The sequence below is a fragment of the Proteus sp. FZP2095 genome, assembly GCF_023701425.1.
Classification (GTDB): Bacteria; Pseudomonadota; Gammaproteobacteria; order Enterobacterales; family Enterobacteriaceae; genus Proteus; species Proteus cibarius.
The window spans coordinates 318184-341460 of the sequence record NZ_JAMQBJ010000003.1 but is presented as its reverse complement, the minus strand read 5'-3'; the positions used below and the strand labels follow the sequence as shown (position 1 = coordinate 341460).

22 protein-coding genes are annotated in these 23277 nt (G+C 32.6%); 16 read left to right on the top strand and 6 right to left on the bottom strand.

Annotated elements, in window-relative coordinates:
* Positions 1 to 3: 3 nt before the first annotated feature.
* The 16 genes from sctW to NBG71_RS14290 all read left to right on the top strand — a co-directional run bounded on the left by sctW (position 4) and on the right by NBG71_RS14290 (position 16409).
* The gene (gene sctW, locus NBG71_RS14365) at positions 4 to 1080 is read left to right on the top strand and encodes a type III secretion system gatekeeper subunit SctW (protein ID WP_075673518.1); all 1077 of its coding nucleotides are present in this window, start codon (positions 4 to 6) and stop codon (positions 1078 to 1080) included.
* A gap of 25 nt (positions 1081 to 1105) precedes the next feature.
* Positions 1106 to 3211 carry an EscV/YscV/HrcV family type III secretion system export apparatus protein gene (locus tag NBG71_RS14360; protein ID WP_075673517.1) on the top strand — a complete coding sequence of 702 codons (2106 nt, stop codon included), beginning with the start codon at positions 1106 to 1108 and terminating at the stop codon, positions 3209 to 3211.
* Positions 3212 to 3219: 8 nt separating this feature from the next.
* Complete coding sequence (locus NBG71_RS14355; RefSeq protein WP_075673516.1) at positions 3220 to 3633, top strand: InvB/SpaK family type III secretion system chaperone; 414 nt, start codon at positions 3220 to 3222, stop codon at positions 3631 to 3633.
* Positions 3634 to 3636: 3 nt separating this feature from the next.
* The gene (gene sctN, locus NBG71_RS14350; protein ID WP_075673515.1) at positions 3637 to 4938 is read left to right on the top strand and encodes a type III secretion system ATPase SctN; all 1302 of its coding nucleotides are present in this window, start codon (positions 3637 to 3639) and stop codon (positions 4936 to 4938) included.
* Positions 4922 to 5386 (top strand): SpaM family type III secretion system protein, encoded by a 465-nt coding sequence (locus NBG71_RS14345; RefSeq protein ID WP_250916955.1) that lies wholly within the window; start codon positions 4922 to 4924, stop codon positions 5384 to 5386. Before sctN ends, NBG71_RS14345 begins: the two co-directional genes overlap by 17 nt.
* The gene (locus NBG71_RS14340; RefSeq protein ID WP_250916954.1) at positions 5367 to 6605 is read left to right on the top strand and encodes a hypothetical protein; all 1239 of its coding nucleotides are present in this window, start codon (positions 5367 to 5369) and stop codon (positions 6603 to 6605) included. The genes NBG71_RS14345 and NBG71_RS14340 overlap by 20 nt, the downstream gene beginning before the upstream one ends.
* On the top strand, positions 6602 to 7516 hold the full coding sequence (locus tag NBG71_RS14335; protein ID WP_099660485.1) for a FliM/FliN family flagellar motor switch protein: 915 nt from the start codon (positions 6602 to 6604) through the stop codon (positions 7514 to 7516). The genes NBG71_RS14340 and NBG71_RS14335 overlap by 4 nt, the downstream gene beginning before the upstream one ends.
* A gap of 5 nt (positions 7517 to 7521) precedes the next feature.
* Positions 7522 to 8181 carry an EscR/YscR/HrcR family type III secretion system export apparatus protein gene (locus NBG71_RS14330; RefSeq protein WP_075673511.1) on the top strand — a complete coding sequence of 220 codons (660 nt, stop codon included), beginning with the start codon at positions 7522 to 7524 and terminating at the stop codon, positions 8179 to 8181.
* A complete protein-coding gene (locus tag NBG71_RS14325) occupies positions 8181 to 8438 on the top strand; it encodes an EscS/YscS/HrcS family type III secretion system export apparatus protein (RefSeq protein WP_075673510.1) in 258 nt (85 codons plus the stop codon). The genes NBG71_RS14330 and NBG71_RS14325 overlap by 1 nt, the downstream gene beginning before the upstream one ends.
* Positions 8439 to 8443: 5 nt before the next feature.
* Positions 8444 to 9217 (top strand): type III secretion system export apparatus subunit SctT, encoded by a 774-nt coding sequence (gene sctT / locus NBG71_RS14320; RefSeq protein WP_250916953.1) that lies wholly within the window; start codon positions 8444 to 8446, stop codon positions 9215 to 9217.
* Entirely contained in the window at positions 9210 to 10271 is a 1062-nt protein-coding gene (locus NBG71_RS14315; protein ID WP_250916952.1) for an EscU/YscU/HrcU family type III secretion system export apparatus switch protein, read from the top strand. Before sctT ends, NBG71_RS14315 begins: the two co-directional genes overlap by 8 nt.
* A gap of 149 nt (positions 10272 to 10420) precedes the next feature.
* Complete coding sequence (sicA, locus tag NBG71_RS14310; protein WP_075673505.1) at positions 10421 to 10927, top strand: type III secretion system translocator chaperone SicA; 507 nt, start codon at positions 10421 to 10423, stop codon at positions 10925 to 10927.
* 1 nt (position 10928) lies between these two features.
* Positions 10929 to 13145 carry a type III secretion system translocon subunit SseC family protein gene (gene sctE, locus NBG71_RS14305; protein ID WP_250916951.1) on the top strand — a complete coding sequence of 739 codons (2217 nt, stop codon included), beginning with the start codon at positions 10929 to 10931 and terminating at the stop codon, positions 13143 to 13145.
* Positions 13146 to 13182: 37 nt separating this feature from the next.
* Complete coding sequence (locus NBG71_RS14300) at positions 13183 to 14016, top strand: type III secretion protein (RefSeq protein ID WP_250916950.1); 834 nt, start codon at positions 13183 to 13185, stop codon at positions 14014 to 14016.
* Positions 14017 to 14020: 4 nt separating this feature from the next.
* Positions 14021 to 15244, top strand: coding sequence for an IpaD/SipD/SspD family type III secretion system needle tip protein (locus tag NBG71_RS14295; protein ID WP_250916949.1), 1224 nt, complete (start codon positions 14021 to 14023; stop codon positions 15242 to 15244).
* Positions 15245 to 15350: 106 nt separating this feature from the next.
* On the top strand, positions 15351 to 16409 hold the full coding sequence (locus tag NBG71_RS14290) for an IpaD/SipD/SspD family type III secretion system needle tip protein (protein ID WP_159241829.1): 1059 nt from the start codon (positions 15351 to 15353) through the stop codon (positions 16407 to 16409).
* A gap of 104 nt (positions 16410 to 16513) precedes the next feature.
* Here the strand turns inward: NBG71_RS14290 and NBG71_RS14285 are convergent, their stop codons facing one another.
* The 6 genes from NBG71_RS14285 to NBG71_RS14260 all read right to left on the bottom strand — a co-directional run bounded on the left by NBG71_RS14285 (position 16514) and on the right by NBG71_RS14260 (position 23213).
* Complete coding sequence (locus NBG71_RS14285) at positions 16514 to 18466, bottom strand: TonB-dependent receptor plug domain-containing protein (protein ID WP_075673507.1); 1953 nt, start codon at positions 18464 to 18466, stop codon at positions 16514 to 16516.
* A 273-nt stretch (positions 18467 to 18739) separates the two neighbouring features.
* A complete protein-coding gene (gene modD, locus NBG71_RS14280; RefSeq protein WP_159363597.1) occupies positions 18740 to 19588 on the bottom strand; it encodes a ModD protein in 849 nt (282 codons plus the stop codon).
* On the bottom strand, positions 19585 to 20409 hold the full coding sequence (locus NBG71_RS14275) for a class I SAM-dependent methyltransferase (RefSeq protein ID WP_250916948.1): 825 nt from the start codon (positions 20407 to 20409) through the stop codon (positions 19585 to 19587). Before NBG71_RS14275 ends, modD begins: the two co-directional genes overlap by 4 nt.
* Positions 20396 to 21190 (bottom strand): ABC transporter ATP-binding protein, encoded by a 795-nt coding sequence (locus tag NBG71_RS14270; RefSeq protein WP_250916947.1) that lies wholly within the window; start codon positions 21188 to 21190, stop codon positions 20396 to 20398. The genes NBG71_RS14275 and NBG71_RS14270 overlap by 14 nt, the downstream gene beginning before the upstream one ends.
* Entirely contained in the window at positions 21190 to 22185 is a 996-nt protein-coding gene (locus NBG71_RS14265; protein ID WP_075673506.1) for a FecCD family ABC transporter permease, read from the bottom strand. Before NBG71_RS14265 ends, NBG71_RS14270 begins: the two co-directional genes overlap by 1 nt.
* Positions 22182 to 23213, bottom strand: a complete 1032-nt coding sequence (locus tag NBG71_RS14260) for an iron ABC transporter substrate-binding protein (protein ID WP_075673497.1) — start codon at positions 23211 to 23213, stop codon at positions 22182 to 22184. The genes NBG71_RS14265 and NBG71_RS14260 overlap by 4 nt, the downstream gene beginning before the upstream one ends.
* Positions 23214 to 23277: the final 64 nt, after the last annotated feature.

Here is a 23277-nt window from a genome sequence, read left to right as displayed (position 1 = left end):
GTCATGATTGGGCCAATTAATACCTTTACTTCAACACATTCTGCGTCTACCAGTATTGGTAAAAAAAGCCAACAAGAAACCGAATATAAACAACCTAAAGTTACTGAAAGCCAAAATTATCAAAATCAATTAATAGAGATATCTGATGATATGTCTATGGTTGCCACTCTTTTTTCGCAACGCTTTGGTCAAAGATTAGAGAAAAAAGCCAATAGAGGAAAAAATACATTATATATTGCAGAAGAGGGGGCTGATAAAAAATTAGATAAAGTGATGATGTTGTTTAGAAAATCAGGGCGAAGTTTGCAAGAATTACTTCAATATTTGCGTAAAATGTTTCCTGATGAAAGTGATCTCGTTATGGTCTTACGAGAATTATTAAGGAAAAAAAAATTAGGTGCGCAGTTAGATGCAGGAATTGAGAATGAGATAAACAATCTACTTGAAGGTGAAAATGGAAAGCAAATTCGAGCTGGAATTAATATTGCTTTGCAAGCAAAAGCATTTGCTAAATTACTTTCTCTCGATGCTTCAACATTAAGAAATCTTTATCGTAGTTATATCAATCTTGATCTTGAACCTATTTATTTTTTTCAAATGTGGATTGAAGAATATGATCTAAAGCAGTGTACTATTATTTTGAATTTTTTAACTCAAAGCTTAATTTGTGATATGCAATCATTAATGCCAAGTTGTTCGAAAAGTTCAGAGTTTGGTTATTTACTAGAGAGGGTTAATAAGTTACGTACTTTATATAGTTTTATAGAAATGAATGTTAAAACATTAGAAAAAAAAGATTTAAAAAATACAATAACTGAAAAGGATCTTTATCAATTAATTTTTTATGGTATGACATTTCCTGATGAAATGGAAAAATACTTAATTTCTCTCTTGGAAAATGAGTGGCTTAATTATTTAACGAATATAAAGATGAAGCTATTACAAGGGTTGAAAACAATGTTTAATGAATATCCTGAGTCATTGTATTTATCTTATGATTTTAGAGATGAATGCCAAATAATCATGCAAAAATTTATAGATAATTATCTTCGATTAGAACAATATCAACAAAGAAAATAAGTAAAATAATTCACAGGTAATTTCTATGATTTATAGATTTCTTTTGGCAATAAAAAACAGACCTGAGTTAATCGTATTATCGGTTATGGTTTTGGTTATTATGATGTTAATTATACCATTACCAACCTATATTGTAGACTTTCTTATTGGACTCAACATTACGATTTCTTTACTTATTTTTATGAGTTCATTTTATATTACTCGTATATTAAATTTTATGACTTTCCCTGCATTATTGTTGATTACGACTCTTTTTCGGCTTGCGCTTTCTATTAGTACAAGCCGATTAATATTATTAGATGCGGATGCGGGTGAAATAATTACTTCATTTGGTGAGTTTGTCATCGGTGAAAACTTAGTCGTTGGTTTTGTGGTTTTCTCTATTGTTACTATCGTACAATTTTTAGTTATCACTAAAGGTTCAGAGCGGGTTGCAGAAGTGGCAGCTCGCTTTTCTTTGGATGGAATGCCAGGAAAACAAATGAGCATCGATGCTGATTTAAAATCTGGCATTATTAATAATGAAGAAGTGAAAATAAGAAGAAAAGAATTAGGGCAAGAAAGCCAATTATATGGTTCATTTGATGGTGCAATGAAGTTTATTAAAGGTGATGCAATAGCTGGTATTGTGATTATCTTTGTTAATCTAATAGGAGGGATCTCGGTTGGTATGGCGCAAATGGATCTCTCAATTTCACAGGCACTGCATACTTATACGCTTTTAACCATTGGTGATGGGCTAGTTGCACAAATTCCAGCATTACTTATTTCTATTAGTGCAGGATTTATTGTTACACGTGTAGGTGGGGAAAATAATAATCTTGGTTTTAGCATTATGAACGAGTTACTTGCTCAAGATTTTGCACTATTAGTGACTGCGATCCTTGCTTTTATCATTGGTTTTTTGCCCGGATTTCCAACACCCGTATTTCTTATTTTATCTGTCATATTAGGTGGATATTTCTTTAAAAAACAATGGAAAAATAAGAAAAAAGAAACGCTAACAGATAATAAAGAAGATAAGGATGAAGATAGTGATTTAGATACAGATGGTAAAAAAGGACTAATTTCGAATCTATTTTCAAATAAAAATGATTCAGAAGATGAAAATAGTTTATCAAAAGAAAATATTACATTATCTCAAGCGGAAACATTGCCTTTAATTCTTACTGTATCGTCTAAGAAAAAAGCATACCTTTCGAGACTCGTTTTTGAAAAATGGTTAAAAAAAGAATTTATTTTACAATATGGTGTATTGCTCCCCGATATTATTATTCATTATTCAGATAAAATTGATGATAATAAAATTATTGTTTTAATAAATGAAGTTAAGGCTGATGAATTTGATTGCCCTTTCCCTCTTATTCGTATAGAAAATCCTAATGATGAAATTTTATCTTTGAATTTTAAAGTAATGGAAATACAAGATAAGGATATAAAAAATTATTGGATTAATAAAAGTGATAAAGAACAAGTTGAATTGTTAGGTTACCAATTAGAATTACCAGAGGTTTATTTTTATAGAAAATTCTCTCATTTAATTACATTTAATATTGTTGAATTTCTTGGGATACAAGAAACAAAAAATATTCTTGATAAAGTAGAAGAAAACTCGCCAGAACTTTTAAAAGAGTGTTATAGGCAAGTTTCAATTCAACGAATTAATGATGTTTTACAACGTTTATTACAAGAAAAAATTCCTATCAGAAATATAAAAACAATTATAGGGGGGTTAGTGCAGTGGGGAAGTAAAGAGAAAGATCCGGTACTTTTAACTGAACATATTCGTTCATTACTTTCACGCTATATTAGCCATTTTTTTTCAAATGATGGAAAACTTAATGTAATTATTTTATCTCATCATGTAGAAGAAATAATTCGCAATGGAATAAGGCAAAGTTCTTCAGGTACATTCTTAAACTTAGAACCTGCTGAGCTTGACATGATAATAGAAAAAATATCTGCGACTATTGATGAAATTAAATATATACAAAATTATATATTTTTAACAGCAATAGATATAAGGCGTTTTGTTAAAAAACTAATAGAAACACAGTATCCACAATTATCTGTGTTGTCTTATGATGAAATTACATCAGATATCGAAATCAACGTTCTACAATCTATTTAGGAGAAATTATGTCTTTTGATCTAGCAAGTTTGATTATGGATGCTATGAATGTCATTGGAAGAAGTGATTTATTCTCAGAAGGAAAATCTGTGGATAATCATTCAACAATAACCATCAGTTTAGGAGATATGCCGGATATCAATTTATTAGTGGTTGATGAAGTTCCAATGATCTGGTCTGTGCTCGGTGAATATAATGAAAATTTATTATCACAAACAAGTACTTCATTATTATTAAATAATATTAACAATCAAACAGAAAGTTTTTATCCTGGTCAACCCGCTTTAGTGAAAGTCGAATCTGAATTAGAACTTCGGGCTTCATTTATGCCTATTGCTTTGCAAAATGGTGAATCAATGGCAAAAGCAATAGATGAATATTTTCAGATGATGAATAATATTCATCAACAACTTATTAATTAAAAAATGAATAACAAATTTTCAATATTTCATCATGCAGCACACCCTATACGAATACAAGGCAATATTCTTGAAGTGATGTTGCGAGGTGTATTTATTGGAGAAATTTGTCTATTAAAAGATTCTATTACTAATGGGCAAATAATTGGTGAAGCAATTGTGATTGGCTTTCGCAACGGTACTACGATTTTAAGTATGATGGGGAGCTCTCAAGGCTATTCTTTGCAAATAATCGTAGTACCTACGGGTAATGCTTTTTCTGTTGCTTTAAGTCCTAATATTTTAGGGAGTATGATCGATATTAAAGGTAATTGCCTATTACGATTCAGTGATAATAAAGAGGTAGAAGAAAATTTCTATTCCTATTTACCTATTGATGGTCATCCTCCCTCATTTAATGAACGGCGCCCTATTACAGAAATATTTGAGTCAGGTGTTCGTGCAGTTGATGGATTACTCAGTTGTGGATTAGGGCAGAGAATGGGGATTTTTGCCAGCGCAGGAACGGGTAAAACTATGTTGATGAATATGTTTATCCGTTTCTCTCAGGCTGATATTTTTATTATTGGGCTTATAGGTGAAAGAGGGCGAGAAGTTACTGAATTTGTTGAGGAATTAAAAAGTGACAAACGATGCGAAAAAACGGTATTAATTTGTTCTACCTCTGATCAGCCAGCAATAGAACGTTGTAATGCTGCATTAGTTGCTACTACAGTTGCTGAATATTTTAGAGAGCAAGGTAAGAATGTCGTGTTATTTATTGATTCTATGACGCGTTACTGTCGAGCTTTAAGAGATGTTGCACTTACAGCAGGTGAGCTTCCGGTTCGTAAAGGCTATCCAGCTTCTGTTTTTGATAAATTACCTGCAATCTTAGAAAGGCCAGGGGTGACTCATCAAGGTTCCATTACTGCGTTTTATACTGTTTTACTGGAAAGTGATGATGAGCCAGATGCTATAGGTGAAGAAATCCGTTCTATTCTAGATGGGCATATTTATCTTTCACGAAAAATAGCGGCTTCTGGTCATTATCCAGCTATCGATATTTTAGGGAGTGTGAGTCGTATATTTCAGCAAATAACAAATAGAGAACAACAAGAGGCTGCGTTAAAAATAAGGCAAATATTGATGCGTTTACAGGATATCAAATTATTACAAGAGCTAGGAGAATATCGTACAGGAGAAAATGAGTTAAATGATATGGCTGTCAGTAAGCAATCAGCAATAGAGGCTTTTCTTATTCAGTCATTTAAAGAAAAAGCAGAATTTCAACAAACACTAAATCAACTTTATGCGCTTACCTCTTAATCAGCAATATTTGATAAATGCGATTGAAAAACGTCAACAAAGAATAGAGAAAGAGCAACAAAAATATCAACGGTTAATAAAAGAAGCAGAAAGTAAAAAAGAAGAGCAAACTTTATTAGCATCTGCATTAGAAAAAGAGATCCCTTTTTATGAAAAAGTGGGAAGTTATTCGACACTCTCTTTAAATCAACAAAAACGTAAACAAGCCATTTTATTAGCTTCGTTAAATATTGCTATTAGCCAAATTAAAGAAATAGAGTATCAATTAGAAAAACTAAAAAAAGGAAGCTTATTTTTAAAAAAAGAAAGAGAAAAAACAATCAAAAAACAAAATAAAATGAAGCTTTATCTTGAAAGAAAAGCGCGAGAAAAAGAGTTATATATTGAAAGACTAGAACAAAACGAAATACAGGAGATGGTGTTGTATGATGTCCATAAAGACAGATAATATAAGATTAAATAAAGGTTTAATCACTGAAAAACACAGTGAAAGTAAAACTGTTTTTTCTAAAAAATTATCATCGCTTTCTACAACAATAGCATTGTTACATCTTGAAAAAGAACAACTTTCTCCTGAAAAACTCAGCAAAATAAAACAAAAGCTAGCTGATTTTTATCATCTTGATTGTAAAGAGTTTATTGAGTTAAAAGATGATTTAAAAGAAAGTTTAAAAATAAAAACTGATAAATCAATTAATACATTAGAAGATGAAAAAGAAGAAGAAATTGACTATTCAAATATAGAAGGATTGCTATTAACCCAAAGAAAAATATATTCACAAATTTGTGATTTTGAAAAAGAAAATAAAATAGAGAAAAAGGTTTTTTTTCGTTATGAAAAAAATAAGACGAATAAGGCTAATGAAAGTGTCATTGAAAATGATTTAAATAAAAAAATTAATTTTGAATCTAATAAATTAAAAGCTATTGATATATTTAAAGACGAAAAAGAAGTAAGTACTCATTTTAATGACTTAACGACCAATATGCATAAGGATAAAATTATCCAAAAACTAGAAAAGAGAAAAAATACTGATAAAATTCAAGAGAATATTTATAGTAAGCCTTATCTTGATAAGCTGAAAACAAATAACATTAAAAATAAAATTGAATTAAAACACGAAAAAGATTTAATTAATATTAAAAATAGTGTTGTTTTTGAAAAGAGTAAATCATCTAAAGAAATCGATCATTTAGATAGTAAAAATATAAATAAAAATACTTTACTAATAAATGTTGAAAATAAAAATTCAAACATAGAAAGTCTATATAAAGAAAAAGCGAAAGAGAATGTTAGTGATGTAATCCCATTTAATAGTATAAAACCAGAATATCAGCAAATGTTACCAGAGCCATTATCTGATAGAAAAATACTTGATATTCCTGCTTTTAGCCTCCTTTATAAAAGAGTATCTGCCTTATCTCAACCTCCTAGTATTACTTATATTTTTAAAAAATGGGGAAACGAACTTCATCAAATGAAAGTGAATTTTGATACTGATAAAAAGATCCAATTAATAGCTTCTACTGGACGAGTTTATCAATCATCTCTAGAAAATTTTAGCCAATATCAAGGGCGATTATCCCTTTCATTAGAGAATGACAATAACCATTGGCATATTAATGCGATAGATCCTTCATCTGATAATAAAGAAGATGAAAAATGATAATTTTAGATCCTAAAAATAGTGCTAATAAAAAAAATAGTCATTTCATGGATATTTTATCATCTTTATATACATCCAAATCACCTATTTCTTCGGCCCATTATTTTAAGATAAAAGGTAATAATACATTAGGTTCATTCACGGGGATTATCGAAGTAAGTCAAGTGATGGATAAAATTTATTCTAATAAAACAATAGATTGGGATATTGTTCCGGACGTTTATCTTCATACTCTTTTCTCTCAAAAATGTTCACAAATATTGTTGCCTTTTTCGAAAGAGCCCATGTCATTAATGGTTGATAATATCTGTTTAGGAGAACAAGAAAACTTTAGTTACCCGATTATTAATACTGAAGTCGGTGATATATTTATTTGTTCTTTTGAAAAGAATTATGAATGGGCATTACCATTAAAAAATAAAATTAGTGCTATTGCTCAATTTCAATTTGGCAAAAGTACAATGTCATTTTCATTATTAAAAACGCTCTCTTTGGGCGATATTGTACTGATTGATAGCATGGATTTTTCACTTATTATGGGTGAAAAAAAATGGATGCGTTATCAGTGGCAAGAAGGAGAAAATACGGTGGTTTTAGATGAAAAGTTATTTACTCATGAAACAGAGCGTGAAGCGTTAGCCGAAGATACTGAAATGTCATTACAAAAAAATATAGAGTTGAAAGGGGTGCAATCTATTCCTGTTACTCTCTCTTTTTTACTTGCAAGTCAGGTGATGTTACTTGATCAAATTGAAGAGTTATCACCAGGGCAACAAATTACTTTACCAGATAATGCATTACGCCATATCACATTAATTGCTAATGGTGTTGCTATCGCTCAAGGGGAGTTAATAAAAGTTGGTGAGCGATTTGCTGTTGAAATTCAACATGCTTATGTACAGCAAGATTAAATAATATGGAAAGCTCAACAACACTCATTTTAACATTGTCATTAGCCACATTGGCACCTTTTATTATTGCTGCCGGGACTTGCTATTTAAAATTTTCTATCGTGTTGGTGATGACTCGTAATGCGTTAGGTGTTCAACAAGTACCTTCAAATATGGTACTCAATGCGATTGCATTAATGATGGCACTTTTTGTGATGACACCAATAGCAAAAAATACCTATGAATACCTTATTGAAAATCCGGTTGATATTACTTCCCCTGATTCGTTTGAACGCTTTTCTGATGATGCATTAGCGGAATATAAACGTTATTTGTACAAATATTCTGAGCCAGAACTATTAGATTTTTTTGAACAAGCACAAGGTAATCGGCCCAATGGTTATGGGGATCAAGAAAGTATAGAAAATTCTTTATTATCGTTGCTTCCTGCATATGCTTTAAGTGAAATCAAATCTGCTTTTATTATTGGTTTTTATCTCTACTTGCCTTTTATTGTTATTGATTTAGTTGTCTCTTGTATTCTACTGGCTCTAGGTATGATGATGATGAGTCCAATTACATTATCAGTACCTTTGAAATTAATTTTATTTATCGCTATGGATGGCTGGACCCTTTTGGCTAAGGGATTAATTAATCAATATCTTGATCTCATGGCGGTAAGATAATGGATATGGTTTATGCGGCGAATAAGGCGGTGTATTTAGTCATATTGCTTTCGGCTGCGCCTATAGCCATCGCAACATTTATTGGGCTGGCAATTGGCCTTTTACAAACTATCACTCAAGTACAGGAACAAACATTACCTTTCGGTGTAAAACTTGTCGGTGTTTTTGTTTGCTTATTAATTATGATGGGGTGGATGGGCGATAAAATATTAGTGTATGCCAAAGAGATGATGATGTTAGGATTAGCCGCAGGATAAATAACATGTTAATACTGCTAGGGTATATACAGGTTTATTTAATTGACCTTTTCTTATTGGTGACAAGATTATTTCCTATTTTTCTTTTTATTCCTTTTTTAAATAGCCGAGTGCTAAATAGTCAATTGTTAAAATATATTATTATTTTTTATATTGCGATGGGAATAAGACCAAGTATTACAATCACTGACGAAATAAGAAATACTTGGGAAATAGTATTATTGAGCGAATTAGTGCTTGGGATTTTAATCGGATTGTTATTTGCAACACCCTTTTGGATAGCCTCTGCATTTGGTGAATTTGTTGATAATCAGCGAGGAGCAAGTATCGGTGATACAATTAATCCAACAACAGGAATCGAATCTTCTGAATTTGCCTCATTGACAGGGTTATTTTGTGCTGCTTATTTTTTATCTAGTGGAGGCTTAACGTTGTTAATGAGCTCAATAAAAGATAGCTATGATGTATTTCCTATTGGTTATTTTAATAAAGAAATTGGCTATTCATTTATTGATCATTGGCTTAATGACATGATCCGCACTGCTATCGTTTTAGTTTCACCCGTTCTTATTATTATGTTTTTGAGCGAAGTGGCATTAGGGGTTTACTCATTATTTTGCCCTCAATTAAATGCATTTTCCTTATCATTGTGTATCAAAGGTATTATTGCATTTATATCACTACTTCTTTTTTTTGCTCCAGCAATGACTTCAGAGCTTTATGAGTTTTTTAATGATAGATACTTTTATACAATTTTTATGAGTATTTATCATGGCTGAAAAAACAGAAAAACCAACTCAGAAAAAACTCGATGATTCTTCAAAGAAAGGGCAAAGTTTCAAGAGTAAAGAGTTAACATCAGGACTGGTTTATCTGATTGGTGTTATGTATTTATTCCAACAGGTTAACTTAGATGAGTTTAGCCGTTTTTATCAATCTCTTTTGTTGCATCCAACAAATATCACACTAAAAAGTTACGTCAATGTTATATCGAAATTATTCTTTGATATTATATTGCCAATACTTACAGTGACTTTTTTATCTGGCGCAATTCCTTCACTATTCGAATCTCGTTTTAAACTTGCTACGGAAGCGATTAAATTTGATCTTAACCATATAAATCCGATTTCTGGATTTAAAAATATATTTAGTATAAGAACAATAAAAGATCTTTTAAAAACATTATTATTTATAGTTATATTTTTAGTTACTTGTTATGTTTTTGTTATTTTACATGGACACGAAATATTTATATTATATCGCTCTAGCCTGAATGTTATTATTGATAAATGGTGTTCGCTTGTTATTGAATTTATATTTGTTTTTTTTATCCTCTCAATACCCATTCTTATTTTAAATATTATTGCCGACTTCTTTATTTTTATGAAAGATATGATGATGGAGAAACATGAAGTTAAGCAAGAAAATAAGAATATGGAAGGTGATCCTGAAATAAAATCAACACGCAGACAATTACATCAAGAATTACTTGATGAACCCATGAAAAAAGTTATTCGAGATTCATCAGCTGTGATTGTTAATCCAACTCATGTAGCGATAGGTATTTATTTTGATCCCGATAATGGCATTATGCCACTCGTTTCCCTCAAGTGTATTAATGATAAAGCATTGGCTGTGAAAGCTTACGCTAAAAAAGTGGGTACACCTGTTGTTCGTTATCCTGAACTTGCGAGAAAACTTTATCATAAATATCATTTGTTTGATGTAATGATAGATCAGGATTTATTGAATGTTATGGATATTCTTATTTGGCTTAAGAAAATAGAAATTGAAGGTTTGTTGAGAGATGAAATGGATTATACGTGCCACTAATAGATCCATTATCCGCATTCACATATTAATTATAAAAATAATATATTTATATTTATAAATATAGGCGTGTGTTTTATTAAAGTAATTAATTAATAATTAATTTAGAATTTTACTATTAATTATTCATCATAGATGAAAGGATTAACATTATGTCAGTATATGAAAAAATGTCAGAAAAAGAACTTGATCAATTAGCAAACTATATTGTTTCTATTGTTCAAAACGGGACATCACTAAAGGATGAAGGCGCTATCCCCGAAGGATTTATGGAAGGAATTTATTCATTTGCATATGACTTTTACCAGAAAGGAAAACTGGATGAAGCAGAAGCTATTTTTAAATTTTTATGCCTCTATGATTTTTATAATGTTGACTATATTATGGGGCTCGCTGCAGTTAAACAACTAAAAAAACAGTATCAAGCAGCAATTGATCTTTATGCATTAGCTTATTTAAACGCAAAGAATGATTACCGGCCTGTTTTTTATGCAGGACAATGTAATCTATCATTAGGTGAAAAAGAAAAAGCAAAATATTGTTTTGATCAGGTTTCAAAGAATATCAATGATACCGCTATAAAAGAGAGGGCTAATGTTTATTTAGAATCATTAAAAGATATTCCTCTTATTATTTTGAATACCGAGAAGGAAGAATAGTATGATTATTCATAATGAAAATTCAATTCTATCTACACCTTTAGTATCAAAAGAAGTAGATAAAGTTACTAAAGATACAGTACAGCAAGCCCAAAAAATTAATGCTGCAAGTGAACATCTTGTAGCATCTCAGCTTAAAGATAAAGAAAATAATTTTTTGGCACCTTTTCTTCGTGCACCTATTGAACAAAAAAGAAATAATCAACGAATTAATGTTCAAGATGATGCTCAATATAAAATAAATGTTTTTTTAACACAAAAAGAAAATGAAAGGTTAAACTCTAATGGAAATGATAGGTTAAATGAGGCGGAGTTAAATAAAACTGAAAGTGAAAACAAAAAGCTTGATATTCTTACTAATAAGAAGCACCTATATGATCAAAAATTAGAAAATAATATTAATATATCTGAAAATAAATCATTGTCATCTATACCTTTAGAAATAACTCAATCAGAAAATAAGAAAAAAAACAAAGACTATGATTTCTTATTTTTACAATTATCCTACCAAAATATTATTAATAAAAATGTTTTAGATAGAATTAAAGATCCTAATAAGTTTGATTATTACCTCAATAAGCTGAATATTTTATCTAAAGGTGTTGATGGTTTAAGAAACCAAATGAAATCAATACTGGATGAAATTAAAAATAATAAAGGTGCTATCATTGACTATTGGATGGAAGTATATAATCAAATAAAAGAAAATAAACTAAAAACAGAATCAGAAGTTGAAAGTTTCTTAAATAATAAGGAGGTTCCTGCTTCCTTAATAAAAAAATTGCTTTCTGGAAAAATAAAATCTAAAGAGGAAATGGGAAAGTTACTTGAAAAGACTTTTCCATTTTTAAGTTTTCCTAATGATATTTCAAAAATATCATTAGATAATATAGATCTTTTATATGAAAAATTATCCAGTTTCTTTAATAATGCTTTCCAGTATATGCCTAATGTTCCAATGGATGACGATAAGATAAATAAAATTACGTCACATAAAGAGGAATTAAAGGCATTAATAAATAAGAAAGAAAATGAGTCAATAAAAGGTAAACTGGAAAAAGCGAAAGAAACCTATAGAACACTGTTTTCTTCACAAAGTGCATTAGAGATTGAAATAATGTCTGATTCATTATCAGGAATAGCATTATTAACGTTTCTGTTAGCGAAAACAAGAGAATTAACATTACAAGTAATGTTGCAGCGAACTCAGAGTGAGCAAAAACTTTTTGAAGAAATGCAGGAAGTAACAGAAAAATCATTAAAAAATAAAATTGAAGAGCAAAAGGCTCAAATTAAAAAACAAGAGGAAATTCAATATTGGGCAGGCATCGGCTTAAAAATTTTAGGAGGATTGCTTGCGCTTGTCGCAGGTATTGCTTCTATTTTTACGGCGGGTGCATCAATGGCATTAATGGCCGTAGCGGTAACATTATTTGTTGCTGATGTAGCATTAACGGTGGCTGATGAAGTGTATCAAGCTATACATGGCAAATCATTTATGGATGAAATCATGCAACCTATTTCTAATGCTATTATGGATGCAATAGATAAAATTGTTGATTTTCTGGTTGACGTGATAAATAGCACATTAGAAGGATTAAAAGTATTTGGTATAGATAAGAAAGTTATTGAGGATATGAAAAACTCAATTCAAGAAAAATTAAAAATGGCACTAAAAATAGCCATTACTATTATTCTATTTGTTGCCGCAGTGGCATTAAGTTTTGTTATTGGACCTGCAGTAAAAGGTCTTACAAATGTTGCAAAGAAAATATTTAATCAACAGGTAAGAGAGACATTAAAAAGAGTATTACATGATGCACTAGAAGTTATGCTTGGTAAAATGATCAAAGAGATAATTGTTCAGGCATTTGAAGAAGCAATAGAAAAAATTAATAAACAATTAGCTAAAGATATTTCACAAAAAGCAATTACCATGCTAAATCGTACAGTAGTTATTTCTCAATTGGCAAACTCAACAGCAACTAATGCAGTTAATATTTATAGTAGTGTCATTTCAGCTAAAATATTGCAGTCTATGGCAGACAGTAAAAAATTAGAAACTATATTAAATCTTATTCAAAAATTAATGGATAAGATAATGGAAAGTTATCATGAAAATATTGATACTTTAACTGAAATATTAAAAAATATGAGTGAAAAAACGTCCGTTAGTAATAAGTTAAGATTTGATGTAATAAAAAATATATCTATTTAATTCTATTTAATAAAGTCTATTTTATTGAGGTTTTTATATGAGCGTAAAAGTAAATGTTGATAATTCTAATTTTTTTAATAATTATAAGTTAGATAGTGATGAGGTTGGTGGTAATAAAGGTTCTATTGATAAAAATAAATTAAGAGAGTTAATTGAACCGAAAGTTAAAGCGTTTATAGAAAAAACGAAAAATAACATAAATCCTATTTTATCAGAACCTGAAATAAAAACGCCTAATATAAAAGAAATATTGAAATCACTTGAGGTGGATAATGATAATGATGTTTATGATAACATTAAAACGGAGAATTTAGGAACATTTAATTTTATTTCTGATGATATGATGAAGTTAATTAATTTAATGGTTAAATACCTCGTGTCGATGATTAAGAAGTTTGAGGTATCCAGAGATATGGGTATTATGCTAATGAATGTGGAGTTAAATATAGCAGAACAAATAAAAGATAATTTAAATAAAAAAGCGAATATTATGATAGGTGCTGCTATTACTAGCGCAGGTATTTCAATGGCAATTCATGGCATGGGGGCCTTTATTTCTATTAAAGGAATGGGTGAAAATCTAATAGGGCACTCTAATCCTACTATGGTCATAGGGAACCTAGTGACTTCAACAGCTGATCCTTTGGCAAGAGTTGCAGATCAAACTATGCAATCTCAAGGAATTATACTTGATGGTAAACAAAAAGTATTAGAAGCAAGAGGTAGTATTAATAATCATGTTATTAATAATAACAATGAAATGTTAAGAGAAATCACAGAAGTAATAAAGGCCTTATTGCAAGCTATTGAAGCTGTTATTCATGCTCAACAAGACGCGGCTTCTGTTATTGGTTCAAATGTAAAAGGATAATCTTATGAATCAGACTATTAATTCAAGAATGGCTGGCATAGCTCATTCTTTAACAAACTATCCTCCAACGGTGGAACCGACTCTTGTTGAAGAAAATAAAAAAGAGTTTCTTAATGATATTGAGAATTTAATCATTAATATAAGACGGGAGCATAAGAATTTCGATCTTGATAGTTGGAAAAGTTGTAATAATTTAAATAGAAAAACAGAGAAGGAAATATTTATTTTACTCTCTGAACAATATAATAAAAATCTCATTGGACATAATAAATTCCTGAGTTTATTGGATAAATCTTCTCCATTAATAAAAAATAATTATTCTAATAAGAATTACCCCACTGATTCATTGAGTGATTTCTTTTCTGAGGTAAAACAATCCATTATTGTTGGTAAAAATGATTATTTAGATGTATTAAAAACAATCTTTTCAAATTATATGGAATATATAAGGGGGCTAAGAGAGAAATTAACATCTATAGGAAAATATACTAAAGCAGGTGATAAGGATGGGACTCTATCAGTTAATTTTTGTGACTTTAGACTAGAATTAGAAAATTTTAAAAAAGAGTACAATGAAAAATTAAAAGATGAGAAGTTTTTTTATATTGAGATGTTATTTGTAAGTGAAAACAAAGGTAGTTATAGCAGGAAGATAGATAAACAGAAAATATTTTATAAAAATAAAGAACAGATTAATAGTGCAATCAGTGTGATGGAGAAATTTTTAAAGGAGATAAAGGGTATTAAAGTAGAGAAATCAGGTAAAGATATGAATTTTAATTTTATCGGCTCTATAGAATTTGCAGACTTTGATAAATTTATAAATATGATAAAAGAAAAAGAGTCGAAAGAAAAAAAACTGACAGAAGAAGAGTTACAACAAAAAAGAAAAGATTATATAAAAGATCTTAAGGATGATTTTTTTTACAAAATGAGTTATGGAATGACAAAAAAAATTCTGGAACAATCATTTGAAGCTCAGGCAGATGAAAAAATGAAAGAATGGAGAAAAGAGAATGATGAAAAAGTAATGAGTCATATTTTACAAACAGAGTTTGATCTCTTTAAAAAATCACTTGATGCATTAGAAAAGAAGATGAATACAAATCTTGATGAATTATCTAAAAAATACAGCTCAGCAAATAGTAATTATGATAATTTTGTAAAGATAGTCAGTAGTAGCATGAATACATTATTAGAAATGGCAAAAGGTTTCTTACGTTTCTAAACTAGATTAAAAACAAATAAACGGTATTTTATAGAGAATAAACTAATATTTCTAATAGTATATAGCTTTATTTGTTACAGTTTTACTATGACAAAAGGTTAATATTATGGCTACTGTTAGTAATTTAATTAATATAAATGATAATTTAAATGTAGGGGAGCATTTTTATACTAAGGTTGATGTTAATAATCCCTCTAATAGAATAGAGAGCGAAAAGTTTTATAATGAAGTTGATTATTTATTAGCAAAAGTAAAAAGAGAATACCAAAATATTTGTATTGACAAATATCAAATTAATAAAAATCTAGAAAATATATCAAATAGTAATATGGCTCTTTTTCTAAATGAACAATATGCAAAGAATTCTATTAATCAAAAGAACAGTCTGAATACAATCAGTAGTGTTGCTCGTTCTATTGCAAATGCACAACCGAGTAATAGCTATCCCACTGATTCACTGAATGATTTATTTAATGATGTAAAACAATCGATTACAGCTGGTAAGAATGATTATCTAGATGTTTTAAAGAATGTTTTTTCTCAGTATATGGACTTTGTAAAAATGGCGAGAGAAGCATTATCTAACCTAAGTGAGTCAGTAAAGGCGGGGAGTAAGGATGGATATATAAATATAGATACTAGAAAGTTAATTTATGCTTTGAGTGGGCTACAGACATCTTTTAAAGATAAAGACATTCTCAATCTTCAAACGTATTTTAAAAAACAGAGTGATGGTCGATTTTATAGGGAAATTAATGGGGAGAAAATATATTATAAAAATAATCTTGAAGTAGATAAGGCTGCTGTTGCAATAGAAAAATTACTGAGTCAAATAAAAGGAGTAACTTCAGAAAAAATAGATAAATCATCATCTGTTCGGCCTGATATTTCTTTTTTGTTTAATGTAAATATAAATTTATTGGAATTAGATAATTTAATTATTTATTTAGAAGGGATGCCTGAAGGTCCTCATGATATTTTACAAACGGAATTTGAACTAATTAAAAAAACATTAGATACCTTTGAGAAAAATATTAATACTAATTTGGATGAACTTTCTAAAAAATACAGTTCAGTAAATAGTAACTATGATAATTTCGTAAAAATAGTCAGCAGCACTATGAATACATTATTAGAAATGGCAAAGGGGTTCTTGCGTTTTTGATTTTTTTGTAGAGTGATATTATGGAAAATAAATCTATTTTAGGGATAACAAAGAGCTGATATATTAATAATATCAGCTCTGGAATCTATAAATAATGGCTTAAATTAGAATTTATACTCGATACCTAACCAGTAATTACGACCATCTTCCATATAACCTTGAGTGTATTCATAAGACTTATCAAAAAGATTATTAACAGAAGTATTAGCAGAAACACCATAACCAAAATCATAATCTAAACGTAGATCTGTTTTAGCATAGCCTGCTAATTTGGCATTTTCATCGATACGGTTATAAGTCCAACTTTGCGCTTCTTCCATAATCGTAAAGCGAACTTGTTCAACAGGAATAAATGTTATCCACATATAGGCTTTATGTTTTGGTAAACCTTCAACATGTGCTACTTGTTTAGGATCACTATGGATATAGCTATAGTTTAAGCCAAGCTCTAACCAATCAGTCACGTTTCCTTTCGTACCTAAGTCAAGGCCAACATAGTCAATACGTCCGCTATTTTGGTTTTGGAAGAATGCGTTGCCACCACGATAAACGGTGTGTGCCATAATTGCATCACTGACGCGGTTATAGTAAATGCTGGTTTGGTAACCCCATTTATCCGTAATATGTCCTTCATAGGTTAAGTCGAAAGATAATGCGCGTTCAGGATCTAAATCGGGATTGATGATCCCTTTAGAGCCATCTTTAGGTTTTTCAGTTGTGTAACGCTCTTTTTGTGTAGGGAAGCGGCTACGATCAGATATAGAAAAGCGAATATTATCATTATTCGCTAATGAATATTTCGCCATCATTTCCCAGTTAAAGGCAGTTTGTTTGTTATCATCAGCGCCTTTATCAGTCTCAATGCTATCGCGCCAGTCATAGCTAATTGCACCCACTAAATCGAGATCATTAGTAGCAGCCCATTGGTATTCTGTTGCTAAAGACCATGTTCTGTCTTTATAACGCATCCAATCACCATTTTTCTCTTTTTGAGAACGGTGAACGTCATCTTTCCAGTGCGCGGCAAAGGAGAGCAGATCATTTTCACGTGTATCGATACCTAATTGTAATGCGGCACCTGTGCTGTAGTCGTCATAGTGACTGTAATCGGGTGTATTACCTTTTTTAGGGTACATATAAAGGGTATTTTCGAACTTATCGTGGTATGCACGGCTTTGTAATTTCATACCATCAGTGATTTGTGTGATACCGCTATAGTAATAGCTCTCTTTGTTGTAATCCGGCCATGCCCAATATTTATATCTACCTTTAGCATTAGCAGAAGTATTTGGTGGGCTGTTTTTTTCACCGTTTTGTTTTACATAAGTTAGGGTATATTCGTCAGAAGCACGTGGCGTCCAACCCACTTTGATCATGCCACGTTTATCATCAGTTGCTGAATTATCACGACGTCCATGAGTACCCGCAGCCACATTATTTTCATCAGTACCAGGAATTGGCGTAAAGCGTTGTTTTAATTGGCTACCACTGATTTGAATAAATCCTAAATCATTACGCGCACCTAAGCGTGCACTCATATTGTGTGCATAATCAGCACCACGAGCAAAACCTTGAGAATAAGCAATGCTTCCTTCTAGTGGTTTTTTCGGTGTCGCAGTAGTGATATTAATTGCGCCCCCCATTAAGTTAGGACCTTGCAGTAATGAGGTATAGCCTTTGTTAACTTCGATACTTGCCAGATCGTTTGTGGTAAAGCGTGCCAAGTCTAAATTGCCATCATAAGGAACATACGTTGGAATACCATCAAAGAATACAGGCACTTGACGGCTATCAAAACCACGCACTTTAATCGTGTATTCATTACGGTTGCCTGATTTTTGCATAACAATACCGGGTAATGTTGCAATGGCTTGTGCTGCATTCACTTTATTTTGTTCAAGCATCTGCTCTTGTGTTAAAACGTCTGGATTTGCAGCAATAGGGCTACTCCAAACGGTTAATAAATCAGGCGTTGATTGTCCATAAGTGGTTTCAGCAAGTGCAATATTTGGCAATAGAGCAAGTGATAAACAGTAGCATAGAGGTTTTAATTTCATCATTCCAATCTCAGTTTATAATCAATATATAATTGTTTATATAGCGATATACGTAAAAATAAATGAATAAAAAGAGCGCTAACAATCTGTTAGCACTTAGTTTTTATAAAATAAAGCAACAAACTTATATAAAAGAAGCTCAGCAAAGATGTTCCTCTATGCCACGACAACCATTTCCTTGTTATAACTTCTTTTACATTGAGTCGATGTTGTCTTTATTTATTATTGATTAAATATGTAAATACTCACTTACTTATAAGTTGTTATTTTTATTTAATCTTTTGGGTGAAGGCGAACTTTGATATCCGCCGGTGGTGCATAATAAGGTGCTGACGTCACCATTAAGGTGATGCCTGTTTGTGCATATTTTTCGATAGTATTGAGGTTTATACCACCCGCCACAGATAAGTGACAATAAGGTGCAATGTGGGGCGCTTCTTGTTGTAACTGTGCAATATCTTCAATCGAGAACTTATCAAGCTGTAAAATATCAGGCTGTGCTTTTAACGCCTCTCTTGCTTGTTCAATATCATCCGCTTCTACAACAATACATTTTTCAGGTGCTGCTTGGCGTAACTGCTTAACATGTTGCGCCCAATTATCAGGCTCTGATAAAAATCGACGATGGTTAGCAAAGAGCAAAATAGTTTCAGAGCAACCTTGACGATGAATAACACCACCGCCAGCAAGTACCGCTTGAGTTGCCAGTAATTTGGTATTAGGTATATTTTTACGCGTACACGCAATTTGCCCTTTAGGTTGATAGCGGTGATAGATTACTAGCATTCTTGCCATATAGTCACTAACGCCACAACTCCACTCAAGCACGTTTTGTACGACTTTCCAGCCTTGGTGTAGTGCATCAGCACGACCTTCAGCGGTGATTAAGCAATCGCCTTTATCGGCAAGTTCACCATCTTGTAGATGTGCTGTTACTACCAATCCTAATTTTTCTAGTAAACGACAACCTAGTGTGATCCCACTGACACAACCGGCTTTACGACGGGTAAATGTCATTGTACCTAGCTGATCACTGATATTGAGTGCTCGGCTGGTAAGATCGCCATATTGAATATCTTCCATCAATAAATTATCAAGAAAGGCATCAGGATAATAAATCATAGAGTTAGCTCACTTTCAGGAGCAACATCCCAAGAAACCATCGCCCAATCACGAGTGGGTGAAATCAGTGAAACGCCTTTTTCAATGCTTTCATGATAGTAATTTGTTAGGCGTGCAATTTCGTCTTCGCTTAAAGGCCCTACGGAGAAATTAATGCCCTCAATAAATTGCTCAAGGCTATTGAAATTACTCTGACAATTACGGCTACGGATATAATCCACTTTAGGGTGAATACCCATTTGGTTTAGCATATTTACAGCATAAATGTACGTTGGAAGCGTGGGTACATCACGACCCAATAAGCGAATAATACGTTGGTCAACAAAGGTTGGAGAAACCGTGTGAGTGGTATAAACACGTAATTTAGCTTGGCGATTCAGCTTTAAGAGAGCGGCTTGCAAATCCATCACTAAAGTTGAGCGTGAAGCAACGGCGATATCACAACGAGGAAGAGCATCCCAACTATCTTCCCATGAACAAGTGATAAACTCAGCGTGGTTGATACCAGCTTGTTCAGCTCTACGTTTAGCAACAGCTAACATGCCTGTACTGTAATCAATACCAATTGTTTTCTTGAATTTATCTGCCACATGAATGCTGATAGAGCCAGGGCCACAACCTACATCTAATAGGGTTTCAGCACCGGTAAAATCCATCATTTCACGAAATTTTATTAAATAAGGATCATTAGGATTAGCACAAGTTTCTGCCATTTTTTCGGCACGTTTATCCCAATGTTCAGGCTCTTTTTTGGTTCTTTCCGCCTGTACCATGTGGTTTTTATAAAGTTCAGCAAAATCCGTGGTTTCAATAGTGTTCATATTCTTGCCTATGGTCATTTTTATTGTCAGAGTAGGCGTGAAAATGCGCCTGAATATCTGTGGGTTGTACACCATAAAGGTGCGCTAAATTATCGGGTGTTAGTAAAACTTCAGGGCTGTTTTGCAAAACAGGGGTATTAGGTGTCAGTAAAATAACATCATCCGCCAAAGAGGCAGCATGTTGAGGGTGATGTGTAGACATAAAAACACTGATCCCCAATGCTTTTAATGCCTTAACTTGGGTAAGCAGTTTGATTTGATTACCAAAATCAAGGCTTGCTACAGGTTCATCCATGATCAGCAACTTAGGTTGTTGCACTAACGCGCGTGCAATCAAGACCATCTGTTTTTCACCACCACTTAAAGTATCAAAAGTTCGATGAGCAAGATGAGAAAGCGAGAGCATTTCTAAGGTTTTCATTGCCATCGCTCTATCTTGCGAGCTAGGCATAGAGAAAAAGGAGAGATGCGCACCTCGCCCCATCACAACCATATCGATGACATTGAAAGAAAAGGGGATATGTGTGGCTTGAGGAACATAGGCTACGACTTTAGCAAGCTCTGTTGGTGACCACTCACTTAATGTTTTGCCCGCAATATTAATCTCACCATCAATACACGGTATTAGCCCTAATAGTGTTCGCATTAGCGTCGTTTTACCGCAGCCATTGGCGCCTAATAAGCAGATGATTTGCCCTTGTTCGATATAAAATGAGAGATCTTTAATTAAAGTTTTGCCTTTATAACCAATGGCGAGCTGTTTCGCATTAGCAATGATCATCAGCCTTTCCTCGTTCTCAGTAACAACATTAAGAAGAATGGCGCACCAATGGCAGATGTTAAAATGCCTAGTGGAAGTTCAATATTGGCAATTGTGCGAGCTAATGTATCTGTAATTAACAACATTATGGCTCCCACCAGTAAGGAAACAGGGAGCTGTTGACTGAAGTTTGCACCCACTAACAATCTTGCAATGTGGGGAACAATTAAACCTAGCCACCCAATAATACCCGCGATAGAAACCGCACTTGCGGTGATTAATGTGGCTGACAAAATAAAGACAAGCCGGGTTACTTCGACGTTTAAACCTAACGCTCTGGCTTCTTCGTCAGATAAGCTGAGAATATTCATACGCCAGCGTAATAAAATGAGTGGAATAAATCCGACTAACATTAAAGGCGCAACAGAAATTAAATCAGAAGCCGTAATGGTCGAAAGCCCGCCTAAGAGCCAAAAGGTAATGGAAGGCAATTGAGTATAAGGATCAGCGAGAATTTTCATTAATGAGATTGCTGAGCCACATAACGCACTGATAGCAATACCAACCAACACAAGAGAAAGCACTGGATCGTGTTGTTTTGCAAGCCTTGCAATAAAATAGACTAGGGCAACGGTCGCTAAACCGCCAGCAAAGGCAAAAAGCTGGATCGACAACATGGAATGGCCAAGAAAAATACCTAATACAGCACCCACGCCTGCACCTGATGAAACCCCAAGAATATCGGGTGAGACTAAAGGATTACGGAACATACCTTGATAAGCAGCACCCGCAATTGCAAGTCCTCCACCAATTAAAATTGCCGCCAGAACGCGAGGAAATCTTATTTGCCAGAAGACAGTTTCAGTGCGGTTATACTCTACATTGCCCGTTAATTTATTACTTACCAGTGTCCACAGCTCACTAGTAGTAAGTGAATACTTACCACTAGTAATCGCAATTAACGCAACGATGGAGAATAATGCAAATAAAAGCGTGATGCGTACCGATTGACTCATGAATACCTCAGCAATTGCTGACATTGTTCAGCACTTAATTGCGTATGATAAAAATGAGCAAAGTAATTTTGCAGATCTTGAGCAGCTTGTTTTTCTATTCGAGCGTCAAAATGGCTTTGTAAGCGACGCATTCCCATTAAACGGTTGATCCCCGGAGGGCCATCTAACCAACCAAATGGTAAGCCTTTAAACAGGAGGACTTTGTTGTTTTTAACGGCTTGAATACTTTTCCATACAGAGTTTTGCATAATTTGCTGATAGGCATTTTCATCTTGTGTGATGATAATTTCAGGGTCCCACATCAGTAGTTGCTCTGGTGAAACATCCGTTAACCCAGTGAAATTCGGAATATCTACTACGTTTTTAAAGCCTAATGTTTCAATCGCTTCGGTATGAATAGATCTTTTTGCACCTGTTTGTAATCCTTTTGCTCCACGAGCAAGGTAAAAACGAGGGCTTATGTTTTGTGTAGAAGCAAATAAGGCTGCATCACTAAGATATTGCTCTGCAATCAGCGCTAATGTTTCTGCTCTTTCTGAAACGCCTAATAGAGCACCCGTTTGACGCAACTGAGCTGGACTATCTTTTAATGTGCCATCAATTAACAAATAAGGTACACCCGTTTGGTCAGAAACACGTTTAGCCAATGAGCGATAGGTTTCATCCACATTGCCACTGTCAATAATGATATCTGGCTCTAACGTCAGTAAAGCTTCTAAAGAGAGTGTACTTCCCCGTCCTGATAAACGTCCTAAACGAGGTAATTTACGTAGTTCATCTGAAAATAAAGGGTTTTTTTCTAAATTAAGTGAAGAAAATCCCAATAATTTTTCAGGCGCTAATGCAAGTAACAATTGATCAGTAGGAGGTCCTGCACTTATTACGCGATGGATCGCGGTTGATGCTGGAATATGACCGAATTGCGCTGCAATACGTGAGGTTATTGTGGCTCTTACAGAATGCGGAAGCGCTGATAATGCCGCAATTGTTGTGAGGTAAGTTAAAAATTGTCGTCTACGGATAGCCATAAGTTCACACTGTTTATTGTTTTATATTGGTATCGTTGTTTCATTTATTATATAGCGAGGAATA